Consider the following 14,767-nt stretch of genomic DNA (forward strand, 5'->3'; position numbering starts at 1 on the left):
GCAGCGCGGGCGGCCGGGTGCCGGTCACCCTCGGGCTGCCCACCGTGCGGGCCTGAGCGCCGCGCCGCCCGCGACCGCTAGGAGGAGCCGCGCGCGCTCGGGCGCCGGCCGGTCTTCACGCGGTACATGCTGCGGTCCGCGGCGCGCAGCACGTCGTCGGGGTCCTCACCCGGCGCGCCCATCGCGGCGCCGATGCTGATCCCCACGTCGACCGTGGCCGTCGGGGCGACCACCACGGGGCGCGCCACGGCCGCCTCGAGGCGGCGGACCGCGGCGGGCACCTCGTGCGCGGGCAGCCCGGGGCTCAGGACGACGAACTCGTCACCGCCGAAGCGGGCGACGAGGTCGCCGGCCCCGCTCGCCGTGCGCAGCCGCCGGGCGACCTCCACGAGGACGGCGTCGCCGGCCTGGTGGCCGTGGCGGTCGTTCGCCACCTTGAGGCCGTCGAGGTCGCAGAAGAACAGCGCGACCCCCCCGCCGGCCCCGGTGGCCAGCTCCAGCGCGAGCGCCTCGAAGAGGGCTCCGCGGTTGGCCAGCCCGGTCAGGGCGTCGGTCTCGGCGCGGCGGCGCAGCGCGGCCTCGCGCCGGCGCTGCTCGGTGACGTCGACGCCCACCACCGACAGCGCGAAGGGGCGGCCGTCCGGACCGTGGAGGAGGTCCATCTGCAGGGACACCCGCCGACGCCGGCCCGCCCGGTCCACCCAGTCGCCCTCGGTCGCCTCGGCGCGCCCGTCGGCGAGGAAGCGGACCACGTCGCTGCGGGCCCGGTCGCGCTGCTCCGGCGCGATGTAGAGCTCCCAGAACGGCCGCGACCGCAGCTCGGCCTCGGAGAAGCCGGTGGCGCGGACCATCGCCGGGTTGGCCACGACCACGTGCCAGTCCAGGCCGATGACCAGCAGGATCGCCGTGCTCTCCCGGAAGGCGGCGCCGATGTGGTGCTGCGCCGCGGGACCGGGGCCGGCGTCACGTCCGTCGGTGCGCCGCGCGGGGGCGTCGCCGGAGCGGGGCCCCTCGTCGTCGGTGCTCATGCGGATGCGGCTCCTCGCGGTCTCGGGTCGACCCGTGGGCTGTCGTCACCGCCGCCGGTCGGCTGGAGGGCGCCTGCGCCGGTGTTCACGCGAACGGGTCAAGGTCCAGGGGAGCACGTCCCTGGGGCCCGCGGCTATCCTGCGTCCGTGAGCATCGCGTTCTGGGCACCCCTCGGGGGTCAGGAGGTCGTCGGCGGCTCGTCCGCCGGCGTCAGGTAGTCGCCGCTCCCGGCGCCGCACGCGGCCGCCGGACAGCGGCGCGGTGAACGGTCCAGGGCCAGCCTCCGGTCGTCCTGGCTCCGTCCGCCGCGCCTCCATCCCACGAACGGCCGCCCGGGCGCGTCCCGGGCCCTCTCGATCGGCACAGCGATGCTCCCCCTCACCGACACGTCCCTGCGCGCCTCCTTCGTGAACACCTCGCGCAAGGAGCTCTCCGACCTCACCCTCCCGGCCGGCTTCGACCAGCTCGACTGGGAGGGGATCGACCTCCTCGGCTGGCGCGACCCCAAGCTCGCCCGGCGCGCCTACGTCGTCGTCCCGGCCGGCGGCGACCCCGACGGCGACCCCGTCGGCATCCTCCTGCGCCAGGCCGAGGCCACGCCGCGCCGCCGCGCGCAGTGCTCGTGGTGCGAGGACGTCCAGCTGCCGAACCCGGTGGTCTTCTACAGCGCGCGCCGGGCCGGGCCGGCCGGGCGCAGCGGCAGCACCGTGGGCACGCTGGTCTGCCAGGACTTCGAGTGCTCGGCCAACGTCCGCCGGCTGCCGCCGCTGGCCTACGCCGGCTTCGACCGCGAGGCGGCGCGCCAGGAGCGCATCACGACCCTGCGCCTGCGCGCCGCCGGCTTCGCGGAGGCGGTCCTGAAGGGCGCGTGAGCGCGGGGCTCAGCGGCGGGTGGCCGGTGAGCGCAGGTCGTGGAGGTGGTCGGCGCGCAGCGGCACGGTCGCCCAGCGGGCGTCGACGGTGCCGCTGGAGAGCGTGCACGTCACGACGAGGCGGTGCGGGGTCTCCAGGAAGAGGACGTCGAAGCGCAGCGCCTGCGCGTCGGTCCAGCCGCCGCTGACCGCGACCGGCAGCGCGCCGCCCACCGGCGCCACCACCGGCTCCGAGACCCGCCAGCCGTCGGTGCCCAGCGGGCAGGAGACGGTGGAGGTGTCGTCGCTGAGCGACACCAGCCACCCGTCGCCGTCCTCGGCGACCCGGACGCCGGTCAGCGACGGCCGCTCCGGGCCGCGGCCCCCGGCCGGGGTGAAGGCGGCGCCGGACCAGGCCGCCCGGTCCGCCGGGGGCGCCGCCCGCCCCGCCACCGCGGGGAGGGCGAGGTGGGCGAGGCGCTCCGCGAGGGCGGTGTCGGCGTCGCTCTCCGGGAGCGCGGCGGGCGCGAGGGCCGGCAGGAGGTGGGCCCAGACGGCGTCCAGCACGCTCTGCATCTCGGTGGTGGCAGCGGTGATGGCGAGGACGGCGTCGTGCTCGGGCAGGACGACGCAGAACTGCCCGTAGGCGCCGTCGCCGCGGTACCCGTGCTGGGACATCCAGAACTGGAACCCGTAGCCCTGCTGCCAGTCGGGGCTGTCGCCGGTCGTGGCGACGTGGCGCGCGGTGGCCTCGGCGACCCATGCGGCCGGCAGCAGCTGGACGCCGTCCCAGGCGCCGCCCTGCAGGTGGAGCTGGCCCAGCCGCGCGACGGCGTCGGTCGTCGCGTGCAGCCCGGTGAAGCCCAGGTCGCGCCCGGCGGGGTGCTGCTGCCAGCCGACGGCGCCGATGCCGAGCGGGTCGAGCAGGCGCGGGCGCAGGTACTCGGTCAGCGTCTGCCCCGACACCCGCTGGACGATGGCGCCGAGCGCGTGGGTGGCCGACTGGTTGTAGGCGAAGACGCTGCCCGGCTCCTCGTCCGGCGGCAGCAGGAGGAAGCCGCGGACCGGCTCACCCGGGTCGGCGGCGACGGCGCGGTCCCACGTGTCGTCGACGTGCCCGCTCGCCATGGCCGCCACGTGCCGCACGAGCAGCGCCCGGCTCCGCGGGTCGGTGATCTCCGCGTCGAGCTCGGGGAAGTGGGCCAGCACCCGGTCGTCCAGGCCCAGCAGCCCCTCGGCGACCGCGAGGCCGGCGGCCGCCGACGTGAAGCTCTTGCTCAGCGAGTACAGCAGGTGGGGGCGCTCGGCCGAGTACGGCGACCACCAGCCCTCGGCGACGACCCTGCCGTGGCGCAGGACCATGACGCTGTGCGGGTCGGTGCCGGGGTCGGCCTCCAGCGCGTCGAGGAGGGCCGCCACGCCGCGGGCGTCGACCCCCTCGGCCGCCGGGGTGCTGCGGGGCAGCGCGCGGGTGCTCATGGGCGCGGAACTAGCCGGAGGCCAGGCGCCGTGAGCGCTCGAGGACCTCGCGGGCCACGTGCACGACGGTGCTGCCGTCCTGCTCCGCGGTGGCGCTGAGGTGCTGCTGGGCCTGCGCCGGCGTCCACCCCCGCTGGGCGACGAGCAGGCCCTCGGCCCGGTCGATGAGCTCCAGCGTGCGCACCCGGGTGCGCGGGCCCTCGGCGGCCCTGGCGAGGGTCCTCGGCACGTCGGCCACCTCGGCGAGGAGGGACAGCAGGTGCCGGGCCGCTGGGCTGGGGGCGTGCAGGAGCGGCTCGCAGCCGTCAGCGGTCAGCTGGCGCACCGCGGCCCAGCCGGACGCGTCCATGAAGGTCACCGCGGACGCGTCGACCCAGGGGGTCAGCCCGTGGTCGACGAGCCAGTCACGGACCTCCAGCAGCGGCCAGCGGCTCGCGAGGTCGATCTCGCCGCGCAGGGCGACCCGTGCCACGCCGGGCTGCGCCGCCCGCTCCACGTGCACCGCCGGGTGCGCCGGAGGAGGAGAGCAGGGGGGCGAGGGAAGGGCTGCGTCGTGGGACAAGGCTGCTCCTGCGGAGCCTGGACCGGGGCCGTGGGTTCGACGACCCCTGCCAGGGTAGGCCGGACGGGCGAGGGCCGCCCGGCGTCGCGGGCGCGCTCACACGGCGTCGACGGTGAACCAGACGACCTTCCCGTCCGCGGTGTCGCGCACGCCCCAGGCGGTGGCCAGGCGGTCGAGGAACCCGACGCCGCGCCCCGAGGGCGCGGCCAGGCCCAGGTCGAGCACCTGGGGGTGCTCGCGGCTGTCGTCGCCGACCTCGACGAGCACCGACGTCGCCGTCGTGGTGATCGTCAGCCGCGCCTCGCTGCCCGCGTGGAGGATCGCGTTGGTGACGACCTCGCTGACGAGCAGGACGACGAGGTCGCGCTGCTGCTCGGCGAGCGCGGTGTCCGCGCACAGCTCCTGGGCCAGCGACCGCGCCCGCCGGACGGAGCTGGGCACCGCCGGCAGCACCGAGGAGCGCCGTGCGACCTCGGCAGCGCTCACCGGCCGCCCTCGCGGGGCGGTGGGGGCGCGGTCTCGGTGGCGGGCGCGTCCTCGTCGTCGCGGCTCTCCGACCCGTTCCCGGCGGCACGGTCCTTGGCGGCCCGCTGGCGCGCCTGCTGCGCCAGGTCGCGGGCGCGGGCGCTCCGGTGGCGGTCGGTGCGGGCGTCGAGGCGGTTCGAGGCGGCCCAGTCCCGCAGCACGGCGGCGCGGTGGCGCTCGCCGGCACCCGTGTCCGGCTCGCCGCGCTCCGCGGCCGCCCGGGACGCCGCGCTGTCCTGGCGGGACGCGGTGCGGTCGCGGGCCTCCGCGGCCACGTCGCGGTCGTCGGCGAGGTCGTCCCAGGCGCCGGCGATCGTGTCGAGGCGGTCGGCGAGGACGTCGCGGGCGTCCGCGAGGGCGCGGAGGCGGCCGGGGGAGAGGCCCTCCTCCTGCTCCTCGGCCTCGAGGCGGGTGAGGTCTTCGTGGGCGCGCGCCTCGTCGCGCTCGAGCTCGTCGGCGCGGTGCTCCGCCGCCTCGGGCCCGGGCAGGTCAGCCATGGGCGTCAGCGTAGGACGGGTGCGCCGGTGCCGCCGGGAGCAGGTGGCGCAAGGCGCCGTGCGAGCGATCCGGTCGCGCGCCGCCCGAGAGGCCCGGGAGCGACGTAGTCTCCGCCGACGCGCGCACGGACGGACCGGCGGACGGACGAGGAGGACGGGCGTGGACCTTCCCACGGTGACGGAGCTGGCCCCCGCGACCGGCCCGGCCCAGTTCCGCGACGGCGACGCCTACCTCGCGGGCGGCACGTGGCTGTTCTCCGAGCCGCAGCCGCACCTGCGGCGCCTGCTGGACCTCACGGCGCTCGGCTGGCCGCCGCTGGTCGAGGACGCGACGGGCCTGTCGGTCGCGGCCACCGCGACCATCGCCCAGCTGCAGGACTGGGGCGCGGCGTCGTCCGCGCCGGCCGCCCCGCTGGTCGGCGCGTGCTGCGACGCCTTCCTGGCCGGCTGGAAGGTGCAGGCGGTGGCCACCGTCGGGGGCAACATCGCCACCGCGCTGCCCGCGGCGCCGATGGTCTCGCTCGCCGCGGCGCTCGACGGCGTCGCGACCCTCTGGGGCCCGGCCGGCGGCGTCCGTGCGGTGCCGGTCGCCGAGCTCGTCACCAGCGACGGCACCACCGCCCTGGAGGCGGGGGAGCTGCTGCGCGCGGTGCACCTGCCCGCGGCGTCCCTGGCGGCGCGCACGGCGCTGCGCCGGCACTCCCTGGCGCCGCTGGGCCGCTCGGGCTCGCTCGTCGTCGGGCGCCGGGACGCCGGCGGGGCGCTCGTGCTGACCGTCACCGCCGCCACCCGGCGTCCGGTGCAGCTGCGCTGGGCCACCGCGGCGGGCGCGGGCGGCGGGGCGGGGGCCGCCGCCGCGCTGGACGCCGCGGTGCCCGGCCACCTGTGGCACGACGACGTGCACGGCCACCCCGCGTGGCGCCGGGCGATGGCGCTGGCCGCGGCCGCCGAGGTCGTCGAGGAGCTGACGGCCGCGTGAGCGCGACGGGTGGGCAGGAGCCGGTCGTCGTCAACGGCCGCAGGCACGAGGCCGCCCCGCGCCCGGGGCAGTGCCTGCGCACCTACCTGCGCGAGCAGGGCTGGTCAGGGGTGAAGAAGGGCTGCGACTCCGGCGACTGCGGCGCGTGCACGGTGCACGTCGACGGCCAGGCGGTGCACAGCTGCCTCTACCCGGCGGCCCGCGCCGCAGGCTGCGAGGTCACCACCGTCGAGGGTCTCGCCGGCCAGGGCACGGAGGCCGACGGCCCGGAGGCCGCGGGCCCGGACGGGGCGCGCCGGCTGCACCCGGTGCAGTGCGCCTTCGTGGCTGCCCAGGGCTTCCAGTGCGGGTTCTGCACCCCCGGCATGGTCATGACGGCCGTGGCGCTCGAGCAGGCGCCCGGCCGCCGGGGGGAGGCGCTGCGGGCCGACCCGGCGCGGGCGTTCAAGGGCAACCTGTGCCGCTGCACCGGCTACCGCTCGATCGCCGACGCCGTGGCCGGGGTGCGCACCGTCGAGGACGCCCCGCCGGGCGCCGCCGCCGGGACGAGCACCCCGGCCCCGGCGGGCCCGGCCGTGGTCACCGGCACCGCGCGCTTCACCCTCGACGGCCCGCCGCCGCCCGGGCTCCTGCACCTCAAGCTCGCCCGCTCCCCGCACGCCTCCGCCCGGGTGCTCGGCGTCGACGCCACCGCCGCGCTCGCCGTTCCCGGGGTCGTGCGGGTGCTCACCAGCGCCGACGACCCGGGCGTGGCCTTCTCCACCGCTCGCCACGACAGCGCCCGCGACGACCCCGACGACACCCTCGTCCTCGACGACGTCGTGCGCTTCGCGGGGCAGCGGGTGGCCGCCGTGGTCGCCGAGACCGAGGCCGCGGCCGAGGCCGGGGTGGCCGCGCTCGACGTCCGCTACGAGGTGCTGCCCGCCGTCTTCGACCCGGAGGAGGCGATGGCGCCCGGCGCGCCTGCGGTGCACGGGGACAAGGACGCCGAGACCGCGCGGATCTCGCGCCCGGCCGACAACGTCGCGGCGGAGGTGCACGGGCACCTCGGCGACGTCGAGGCCGGCCTGGCCGCCGCCGACGTCGTCCACACCGCGACCTACCGCACCCAGCGCGTCGCGCACGCGGCGCTGGAGACCCACGCCGCCACCGGGTGGCTGGACGAGGGCGGGCGGCTGGTGGTGCGCTCGTCCACGCAGACGCCGTTCCTCACCCGCGACGCCCTGGCCACCGTGCTGGGCCTGCCGCGCGAGCGGGTGCGGGTGCTGGCCGGACGCGTGGGCGGTGGCTTCGGCGGGAAGCAGGAGATGCTCACCGAGGACGTCGTGGCCCTGGCCGTGCTGGCCACCGGGCGACCGGTGCGCCTGGAGCTGACCCGCGCCGAGCAGTTCGCCACCACCACCACGCGCCACCCGATGACCATCACGACCACCGTCGGCGCCCGCAGCGACGGCACGCTCACCGCGATCCGGCTGCGGGTCGTCTCCAACACCGGCGCCTACGGCAACCACGCCCCCGGCGTCCTCTTCCACGGCTGCGGGGAGTCCCTGGGCGTCTACCGGTGCGCGGCCAAGGCGGTCGACGGGTACGCCGTCTACACGAACACCGTGCCCGCCGGCGCCTTCCGCGGGTACGGGCTCAGCCAGGTCACCTTCGCCGTCGAGTCGGCCCTCGACGAGGTCGCCCGCTCCCTGGGGATCGACCCGTACGACCTGCGCCGGCGCAACGTCGTGGTGCCCGGCGACGCCATGAGCTCCACCAGCGACGAGGTGAGCGACGTCGAGTACGGCTCCTACGGCCTCGACCAGTGCCTCGACCTCGTCCAGGCGGCGATGGACGCCGACCGCGCGGCCGTGGCGGCGCAGGCGCCGCCCGGGTGGGCGGTCGGCGAGGGCATGGCGCTCGCCATGATCGACACCATCCCGCCGCGCGGTCACCACGCCGAGGCCCGGATCGTCCTGGGCGCCGACGGGCGCTTCGCGCTGTCGGTGGGCACGGCGGAGTTCGGCAACGGCACGACGACGGTGCACGCGCAGCTGGCAGCCGTGGCCCTGGGGACCACCCCGGACCGGATCACCGTGCGCCAGGCCGACACCGACGTCGTCGGCTACGACACCGGCGCCTTCGGCTCCACCGGCACGGTCGTCGCCGGGAAGGCGTCCCACGCCGCGGCCACCGCGCTGGCCGCCGCGCTGGTGGAGCAGGCCGCGGCGCTCACCGGCGCGCCGCGCGAGCACTGCCGGCTCGTCGACGGCGCCGTCCTCGCCGGGGGCGCCCGGGTGCCCCTGGCCGACCTGCACGCCGCGGCCGCGGCCGACGGCCGCGAGCTGGACGGCGAGGGCCGCTGGGACGGCTCGCCGCGCTCGGTGTCGTTCAACGTGCAGGCGTTCACCGTCGCCGTCGACCGCGCCACCGGGGAGGTCCGCGTCCTGCGCAGCGTGCACGCCGCCGACGCCGGCGTCGTGGTCAACCCGGAGCAGTGCCGCGGGCAGGTCGAGGGCGGCGTCGCGCAGGCGCTCGGGGCGGCCCTGCACGAGGAGGTGCGCATCGACGGCGCCGGCCGCGCGGTCAACCCCTCCTTCCGCGGCTACCACGTGCCCACCTGGGCCGACGTCCCGCGCACCCGCGTGCTCTTCGCCGACACCTCCGACCGCCTCGGCCCGCTCGGGGCGAAGTCGATGAGCGAGAGCCCGTTCAACCCCGTCGCCCCCGCCCTGGCCAGCGCGGTGCGCGACGCCACCGGGGTGCGCTTCACCGACCTGCCGATGAGCCGTGACAGGGTCTGGCTCAGGCTCTCCCAGGAGGAACGATGACCACCGCCACCCACGAGGCGCAGCAGCTGTGGCTCTCGCGCGCGATCGAGCTCGCGAACGACAACGTCGGCGCGGGGGGCGGGCCGTTCGGCGCCGTCGTGGTGCGCGACGACGAGGTCATCGCCACCGGCACCAACCTCGTGGTGCCCACGCTGGACCCCACCGCCCACGCCGAGGTGGTCGCCATCCGCAACGCCTGCGCCGCGGTCGGCGACTTCGCGCTCCCCGGCTGCGTGCTGGTCTCCTCGTGCGAGCCGTGCCCGCTGTGCCTGGCTGCCGCGCTGTGGGCGCGGGTGGACGGCGTCCTGTTCGCCGCCGACCGCGACGACGCCGCGCTGGCCGGCTTCGACGACCGCGCGTTCTACGACCTGTTCGCCGCGCCGCGCGAGACCTGGGCGCTGCCGGTGCGCCAGGTCGCCCACGACGCGCGGGTCGCCCCCTTCGAGGCGTGGGCGCGCCGCGCCGACCGCGTGGACTACTGAGGAGCCCGCTCAGACGGTGTCGGGCAGGAGGGCCAGCTCGGTGCCGCGGCGCCACTCCACGAGCAGGGCGGAGGCGTCGTCCTGCAGCGCCCCGCGCTGGTGGCCCAGCACCGCGTGCCGCAGCCGGCGCAGGGTCTCCGGGGCGCCGAACCCCGCCGCGGCCTGGACCTCGACGAACTCGGCCAGGCGCTCCAGCCCGAAGAACTCCCCGTCCGGCAGCCGCGCCTCGGGCAGGCCGTCGGTGAACAGCAGCACCATGTCGCCGGGCTCGAGCTGCTCGTGCGCCACCTCGGGCGGGCCGGCGCCGAACGGCACCCCGAGCGGCGTGGCCGGCGGCGCCTCGAGGGTCTTGACGACCCGGCCCTGGCGCAGCAGCAGCGGCGCCGGGTGGCCGGCGCTGATCCACGTCAGGTCACCGGTGGCCACGTCGAGCCGGGCCAGCACCGCCGTGGTGAAGCGCTCCCCGGCGGACTGCTCGGCGACCGCGGCGTCCATCTCCGCGTAGGTGGCCTGGAGGTCCAGCCCCCGCCGCCGCGCCGCGCGGTAGGCCGAGACGGCGAAGGCCGAGGCGCCGGCGGCGGCCAGGCCGTGGCCCATCGCGTCGAACATCGCCAGGTGGGCGGTGTCGCGGTTGACGGCGTAGTCGAAGCAGTCCCCGCCGGAGGCGTACGCCGGCTCCAGCAGCCCCGCGATGACGAGGCCGTCGGTGGAGAACACCAGCGGCGGCACCATGCGGGCGATGAGCTCGGCCGACACGCTCACCGGCTGCGACCGGCGGGCCCGCTCGAACGCGTCGCCGTAGGCGCTCTTGGTCACCACGAGCTGGGCGACGGCGTGGGTGTAGCGCTCGCCGAGCGCCACGACGCCCTCGGCCACGACGCCGCCGGGAGCGGGCAGGGTCATCTCGAGGGTGCCGACACGCTCGGTGCCGTCCAGCAGCGGCCACCACAGCCGCTTGTGCCCGCTCTCGGCGGCGTCGGCCTGGACGACGGACGTGGTGACGAAGGCCCGGCCGGCCAGCGTGCCGTCCACCGGTGCCGGCACGCCGGGCTCGCCGTCGCTCAGCAGGGGCACCAGGTGCGCGAGCTCGCGGTCGATGAGGGACAGCACGACGTCGCGCGCCCCCAGCAGCGCGGCCACCTCGGCGACGACGCCGGGGACGGCGTAGGGGCTGGACAGGTGGCTGCGCCTCAGCAGCTCGTCGAAGAGCTGGGCGGTGGTCGCGGCGAGGTCGCGCAGGTCCGGCACGGGCCCATCCTCCCGGCTCCCGGACGGTCGCGGCGACGGCGCTGCTCCCGACGCGCGCATCGGCGCGGTGGCGGAGACGATGCAGCGTGCTCGAGCCCCTCGTCTTCGCCCTCGCCGGGGGCAGCGCGCTGCTCGCCGCGATGCTCCCGCGCGTCTTCAACGGGCGCCCGATCAGCCTCCCGATCGCGTTCCTGGCGCTGGGCGTGGTCCTCGGCGTCATCCCCGGGATCCCGACCGTCAGCCCCCTCGAGCACGAGCACGCCACCAAGCTCGTCACCGAGGTCGTCGTGATCATCTCCCTGATGGGCGCCGGCCTGGCCATCGACCGGCCCGTCGGCTGGCGCCGGTGGTCGACCACGTGGCGGCTGCTGGCCGTGGCCATGCCGCTGACGATCGCGCTGGTCGCCGTCACCGGCAGCCTGCTGGGCGGCCTCCCGCTGGCAGCGGCCGTGCTGCTCGGTGCGGCGCTCGCGCCCACCGACCCGGTCCTCGCCGGCGACGTCCAGGTGGCCGAGCCCAGCGAGGAGAGCGACGAGGACGAGGTGCGCTTCGCCCTCACCAGCGAGGCGGGCCTCAACGACGGGGCGGCCTTCCCCGCGGTCTACCTGGCCATCGCGCTCGCGGCCCCGGCCGCCACGGTCGGCGGCGTGCTGGGCGGCTGGGCGCTGGAGGACCTGCTGCTGCGCCTGGTGGTCGGCGTGGTCGGCGGCCTCGTGGTCGGCTGGGTGCTCTCGCACCTGTTCTTCCGCACCGGGATCGAGTCCCTGCGGCTCTCGGACAACGTGGAGGGCTTCACCGCCCTGGCCGTGACCTTCCTGGCGTACGGGCTCACCGAGCTCGCGCACGGCTACGGCTTCGTCGCCGTCTTCGTCGCCGCGTGCGCCATCCGGAACGCCGAGCGCTCGCACGGCGCCCACCAGGTGGCGCACAGCTTCGTCGAGCAGATCGAGCGGATGCTCACGGCCTGGCTCCTGCTGCTGCTCGGCGCCGCCCTCGCCGACGGGTTGCTCGACGCCCTCACCTGGCAGCTCGCGCTCGTCGCCGTCCTGCTCATCGTCGTCATCCGGCCGCTGGTGGGGATGCTCAGCCTCGTGCGCACCCCCGGCGGGTGGCGCGAGCGCGCCGTCATCGCCTCCTTCGGCGTCCGCGGCATCGGCTCGCTGTACTACGTCGCCTACGCCCTGGGGGAGGCGACGTTCCCCGCCGAGGAGGTCTGGGCCACCGTCGGCCTGGCCGTGGCCGTCTCGGTGGTGCTGCACGGCGCCACGGCGACCCCGGTGGTCGCCTGGCTGGACCGGCGGCGCTCGCTGCACGGGCACGTCCACCACGGGCGGGACCTCGAGGACCCCTCGATCGACCTGCACGTGTGAGCCGCGGGACCTGTCCTGGGCGCCTCCGCCAGCACTAGCCTCGGCAGATGCACCGGATCTTCACGACCAGCGTCGCGTCCGTGTACCCGCACTACGTGACGAAGGTCGAGAAGAAGGGGCGCACGGAGGCCGAGCTCCACCAGGTCATCGAGTGGCTGACCGGCTTCGACGAGGCGGCCCTGCGCGACCACCTGGCCGCGGGCACGACGTTCGAGGACTTCTTCGCCGCCGCCCGGCTCAACCCGCAGGCGTCGTCGATCACCGGCACCATCTGCGGGGTCCGCGTCGAGGAGATCGAGGACCCGCTGATGCAGAAGATCCGCTACCTCGACAAGCTGGTCGAGGAGCTGGCGCGCGGCAGGTCGATGGAGAAGGTCCTGCGGGTCGCGCTGCCTGCCGACGGCGGCCGCAGGCCATCCACGACGACCGCGACCTCCACGACCCCGGTGGGTGATCGGGCCCGCTCCTCCTCGGCGCCCTAGCTGGCTGGAACACCGACGACCGACGCCGCCGTCCGAGCGGAGAAGCCCGAGAACTGGCGCAGCTCGACCGGACGTCGGCAGGCAGCTGCCGCGAGGCCCGCCCAGGCCAGGGCCTCCTGCCGATCGTCGACGTCGATCACCCAGAACGCCGCCAGCTGCTCGGGCCCGGCCACAGCCGGGCCGAACGTCGCGCTGGGCACCCCCGACGTGACGAGGACCAGCGACGCATCGCGCGCCGGTCGCAGATCTCCACCGCAGACGAGAGCGCCGCCGCGGTCGAGAGCGTCGGTGAAGGCGCGCAGGTCGGCGACCGTCTCCCTCACGGGATCATGCTGCGACGGCGAGCCTGCGCGGCTGTGGTCGACGGCATGGACCGAGATGAGGTAGGGAGCCACCGATCCAGTGTGTCGAGCGTGGGGCCCGCTGCGCCAGACCCTCGGTGTCGTCGCCGTGACGACCGGCGACGGGCTCCACCCCGTCGGGCGGCTGGCTCGACGCACCGGCCTGTCGGTGCGCACGACCGCTCCTCCGCCGACGACTCCGTCCCGCAGGTGGCCCACGGCCGCGCCCGTCGCAGGTCAGGCGCCTCGTCCCAGGCCGGCTGCGGCGGTCGCCGCCTGACGGCCCGCCCCGTCCAGCGCCCGGTGGAGTGCTCCCAGCCGCGGCTCGGGGCTCGCCAGGGCCGCGGCGTCGCGAGCGACGTCGGCCAGGTCCGCGCCGAGCACCTCCAGCAGGGTGCCGCCGCGGGCCAGGGGCAGCAGGGCCGCGCCGCCAGCGGTGGCCGGGGTGGGAGGGGGCGCGTCGGCGTCCGGGGTGCGGAGGCGGCTCATCAGCGCCCGCGGGGCGTCGAGGGCGTCCCACGCGGGGGCGCCGGGGCCGAGCGCGACGGACTGGCGCAGCCACGGCAGGCCGTCCAGGTCGGCGAGCACGGTGCCGCGCCAGAGCCCCGGGGCCTCGCCCCAGCGGCCCAGCAGCACCTGCTCGGTGAGGTCGAGGTGGCCGCCGGCGGCCACGGCGACCTCGGTGACGGCGTGCAGGTCCGCGCCCCGGGCGACGACGACGGGCTCGAGGGCGAGGTCGAGGCGGGCGCCCTCGGCGACGTCCACCCGCAGCCGCACGGTGGAGGAGCCGCCGTCGCGGTGCGGCAGCGCGATCGTCGCCGCCACGCCGCGCAGCACGAGGTGCGCCCCGGCCTCCACCCGGACGTCGACCTCGACGAGGTCACCGCCGAGCGGGCCGGCCGCGGTGCCGATGAGGTGCACCTGCGCCGCGCCGGAGGGCCCGCCGCCGGTGCGACGGGCGCCCAGGGCGCCGTCCGCGCGCAGCACCGGCAGGGCCGTCCGCCCGCCCGCTGCCGGCCGGGCGAGGACCTCAACCCGCGTGCGCAGCGGCCACCTGCTCGCGACGCGCGGCCAGCAGGCCGCGCACCCAGTCCGCCACGACCCCGGCGCCGGGGTCCTCGCGCAGGGAGGTGAACGCCACCGGCGCCTCGTGCCGCAGCGCGGCGGCGTCGCGGGCCATCACCGACAGGTCGGCGCCGACCATGGGTGCGAGGTCGGTCTTGTTGATGACCAGGAGGTCGGAGGTGATGACGCCGGGCCCGCCCTTGCGGGGCACCTTGTCGCCGCCGGCCACGTCGACGACGAAGATCTGCGCGTCCACGAGGCCGTAGCTGAAGGTGGCCGTGAGGTTGTCGCCGCCGGACTCCACGAGCACGACGTCGGGGGCGAAGCGGTCCTCCAGGTCCTCGACGGCGTCGAGGTTCATCGCGATGTCGTCGCGGATCGCCGTGTGCGGGCAGGCCCCGGTCTGGACCGCGGTGATCCGCTCGCCCGGCAGGACGCCGTGGCGGCGCAGGAAGTCGCCGTCCTCGGTGGTGTAGATGTCGTTGGTCACCACGGCGAGCTCCAGCTCGCCGCCCAGCGCCCGGCACAGGGCGGCGACCAGCGCCGTCTTGCCCGAGCCCACGGGGCCGCCGATGCCGACCCGCAGCGGCCCGTCGAGCGGGCGCGAGGGGGCGGCCACCGGGGGGTGGCTGTGCGCGAACTCCTGCCCGGGGTGGGTGTGCGGGGGCTCGGTGAGGCGCTGGGAGCGGTCGACGTCGGGCCGGCTGGGCGCGTGGTCGTGGGCGTGGTCGTGGTCGTGGGTGTGCTGGCTCATGGTGGTGGCTCCTCAGGAGGCGAAGAGCTTGTCCTCTCTCGGGGTGTGACGGGTCTGCAGCAGGTCGGACAGGGGGTCGGACTCGACGGCCAGGCCCGGGGCCGCGCCGGTGCCGGGCGCCAGCGCGCGGTCGGCGTCCGCGGCCACGGCCTCGACGTCCGGCCCGAGGCGGGCGAGGACGGCGGCGACCGTCACCGGGTCGAGGCCGAGCAGCCGGGAGGCGGCCGTGGCGGGAGCGGTGGTCGAGAGGTACGCCGCCACGAGCGCCGCCTCGCGCGGGGAGCAGCCAC

The 14,767-nt window shown here is 77.0% G+C and carries 14 protein-coding genes and 2 pseudogenes; 6 read left to right on the plus strand and 10 right to left on the minus strand.

Translation table 11 applies throughout. The features are described from left to right. Positions 1 to 77: 77 nt before the first annotated feature. The gene (locus AC5FZL_RS10200) at positions 78 to 1,028 is read right to left on the minus strand and encodes a GGDEF domain-containing protein (protein ID WP_493618476.1); all 951 of its coding nucleotides are present in this window, start codon (positions 1,026 to 1,028) and stop codon (positions 78 to 80) included. A 369-nt stretch (positions 1,029 to 1,397) separates the two neighbouring features. Between AC5FZL_RS10200 and AC5FZL_RS10205 the strand changes: the two genes are divergently transcribed. Continuing rightward, positions 1,398 to 1,901, plus strand: a complete 504-nt coding sequence (locus AC5FZL_RS10205; RefSeq protein WP_493618477.1) for an FBP domain-containing protein — start codon at positions 1,398 to 1,400, stop codon at positions 1,899 to 1,901. 9 nt (positions 1,902 to 1,910) lie between these two features. On the opposite strand, the gene AC5FZL_RS10210 is transcribed toward AC5FZL_RS10205, so the two are convergent. The 4 genes from AC5FZL_RS10210 to AC5FZL_RS10225 form a co-directional block, all read right to left on the minus strand. Continuing rightward, a complete protein-coding gene (locus AC5FZL_RS10210; protein ID WP_493618478.1) occupies positions 1,911 to 3,359 on the minus strand; it encodes a serine hydrolase domain-containing protein in 1,449 nt (482 codons plus the stop codon). Between the two features lie 10 nt (positions 3,360 to 3,369). Next, complete coding sequence (locus AC5FZL_RS10215) at positions 3,370 to 3,831, minus strand: ANTAR domain-containing protein (RefSeq protein ID WP_493618479.1); 462 nt, start codon at positions 3,829 to 3,831, stop codon at positions 3,370 to 3,372. 186 nt (positions 3,832 to 4,017) lie between these two features. Beyond that, entirely contained in the window at positions 4,018 to 4,407 is a 390-nt protein-coding gene (locus AC5FZL_RS10220) for an ATP-binding protein (protein ID WP_493618480.1), read from the minus strand. Next, positions 4,404 to 4,943: a hypothetical protein gene (locus AC5FZL_RS10225; RefSeq protein ID WP_493618481.1), complete on the minus strand. Its 540-nt coding sequence runs from the start codon at positions 4,941 to 4,943 to the stop codon at positions 4,404 to 4,406. Before AC5FZL_RS10225 ends, AC5FZL_RS10220 begins: the two co-directional genes overlap by 4 nt. Before the next feature lie 160 nt (positions 4,944 to 5,103). Between AC5FZL_RS10225 and AC5FZL_RS10230 the strand changes: the two genes are divergently transcribed. From AC5FZL_RS10230 to AC5FZL_RS10240, 3 genes are read left to right on the plus strand one after another with little or no spacing between them, the layout of a single operon-like run. After that, positions 5,104 to 5,922 (plus strand): FAD binding domain-containing protein, encoded by an 819-nt coding sequence (locus AC5FZL_RS10230; RefSeq protein ID WP_493618482.1) that lies wholly within the window; start codon positions 5,104 to 5,106, stop codon positions 5,920 to 5,922. Further along, positions 5,919 to 8,735, plus strand: coding sequence for a molybdopterin-dependent oxidoreductase (locus AC5FZL_RS10235; protein ID WP_493618483.1), 2,817 nt, complete (start codon positions 5,919 to 5,921; stop codon positions 8,733 to 8,735). The genes AC5FZL_RS10230 and AC5FZL_RS10235 overlap by 4 nt, the downstream gene beginning before the upstream one ends. Further along, positions 8,732 to 9,217 carry a nucleoside deaminase gene (locus tag AC5FZL_RS10240; protein ID WP_493618484.1) on the plus strand — a complete coding sequence of 162 codons (486 nt, stop codon included), beginning with the start codon at positions 8,732 to 8,734 and terminating at the stop codon, positions 9,215 to 9,217. Before AC5FZL_RS10235 ends, AC5FZL_RS10240 begins: the two co-directional genes overlap by 4 nt. A 9-nt stretch (positions 9,218 to 9,226) precedes the next feature. Here AC5FZL_RS10240 and AC5FZL_RS10245 read toward each other — a convergent pair whose 3' ends face one another. Then, the gene (locus AC5FZL_RS10245) at positions 9,227 to 10,465 is read right to left on the minus strand and encodes a PP2C family protein-serine/threonine phosphatase (protein WP_493618485.1); all 1,239 of its coding nucleotides are present in this window, start codon (positions 10,463 to 10,465) and stop codon (positions 9,227 to 9,229) included. A gap of 86 nt (positions 10,466 to 10,551) precedes the next feature. Between AC5FZL_RS10245 and AC5FZL_RS10250 the strand changes: the two genes are divergently transcribed. Together AC5FZL_RS10250 and AC5FZL_RS10255 are read left to right on the plus strand one after the other, a co-directional pair. Continuing rightward, positions 10,552 to 11,835, plus strand: coding sequence for a cation:proton antiporter domain-containing protein (locus tag AC5FZL_RS10250; RefSeq protein WP_493618486.1), 1,284 nt, complete (start codon positions 10,552 to 10,554; stop codon positions 11,833 to 11,835). Between the two features lie 47 nt (positions 11,836 to 11,882). Beyond that, positions 11,883 to 12,218: pseudogene (locus AC5FZL_RS10255) on the plus strand (DUF2200 domain-containing protein); the annotation flags it as partial. 95 nt (positions 12,219 to 12,313) lie between these two features. On the opposite strand, the gene AC5FZL_RS10260 reads toward AC5FZL_RS10255, so the two are convergent. The 4 genes and pseudogenes from AC5FZL_RS10260 to AC5FZL_RS10275 all read right to left on the minus strand — a co-directional run. Further along, positions 12,314 to 12,712, minus strand: a complete 399-nt coding sequence (locus AC5FZL_RS10260; protein WP_493618487.1) for a YciI family protein — start codon at positions 12,710 to 12,712, stop codon at positions 12,314 to 12,316. A gap of 183 nt (positions 12,713 to 12,895) precedes the next feature. Continuing rightward, positions 12,896 to 13,705: an urease accessory protein UreD gene (locus AC5FZL_RS10265; protein ID WP_493618489.1), complete on the minus strand. Its 810-nt coding sequence runs from the start codon at positions 13,703 to 13,705 to the stop codon at positions 12,896 to 12,898. Further along, a complete protein-coding gene (gene ureG, locus AC5FZL_RS10270) occupies positions 13,689 to 14,477 on the minus strand; it encodes an urease accessory protein UreG (RefSeq protein WP_493618488.1) in 789 nt (262 codons plus the stop codon). Before ureG ends, AC5FZL_RS10265 begins: the two co-directional genes overlap by 17 nt. Positions 14,478 to 14,489: 12 nt before the next feature. Beyond that, positions 14,490 to 14,767, minus strand: a pseudogene (locus tag AC5FZL_RS10275) (urease accessory protein); the annotation flags it as partial.

Source organism: Quadrisphaera sp. DVD1, assembly GCF_058932755.1.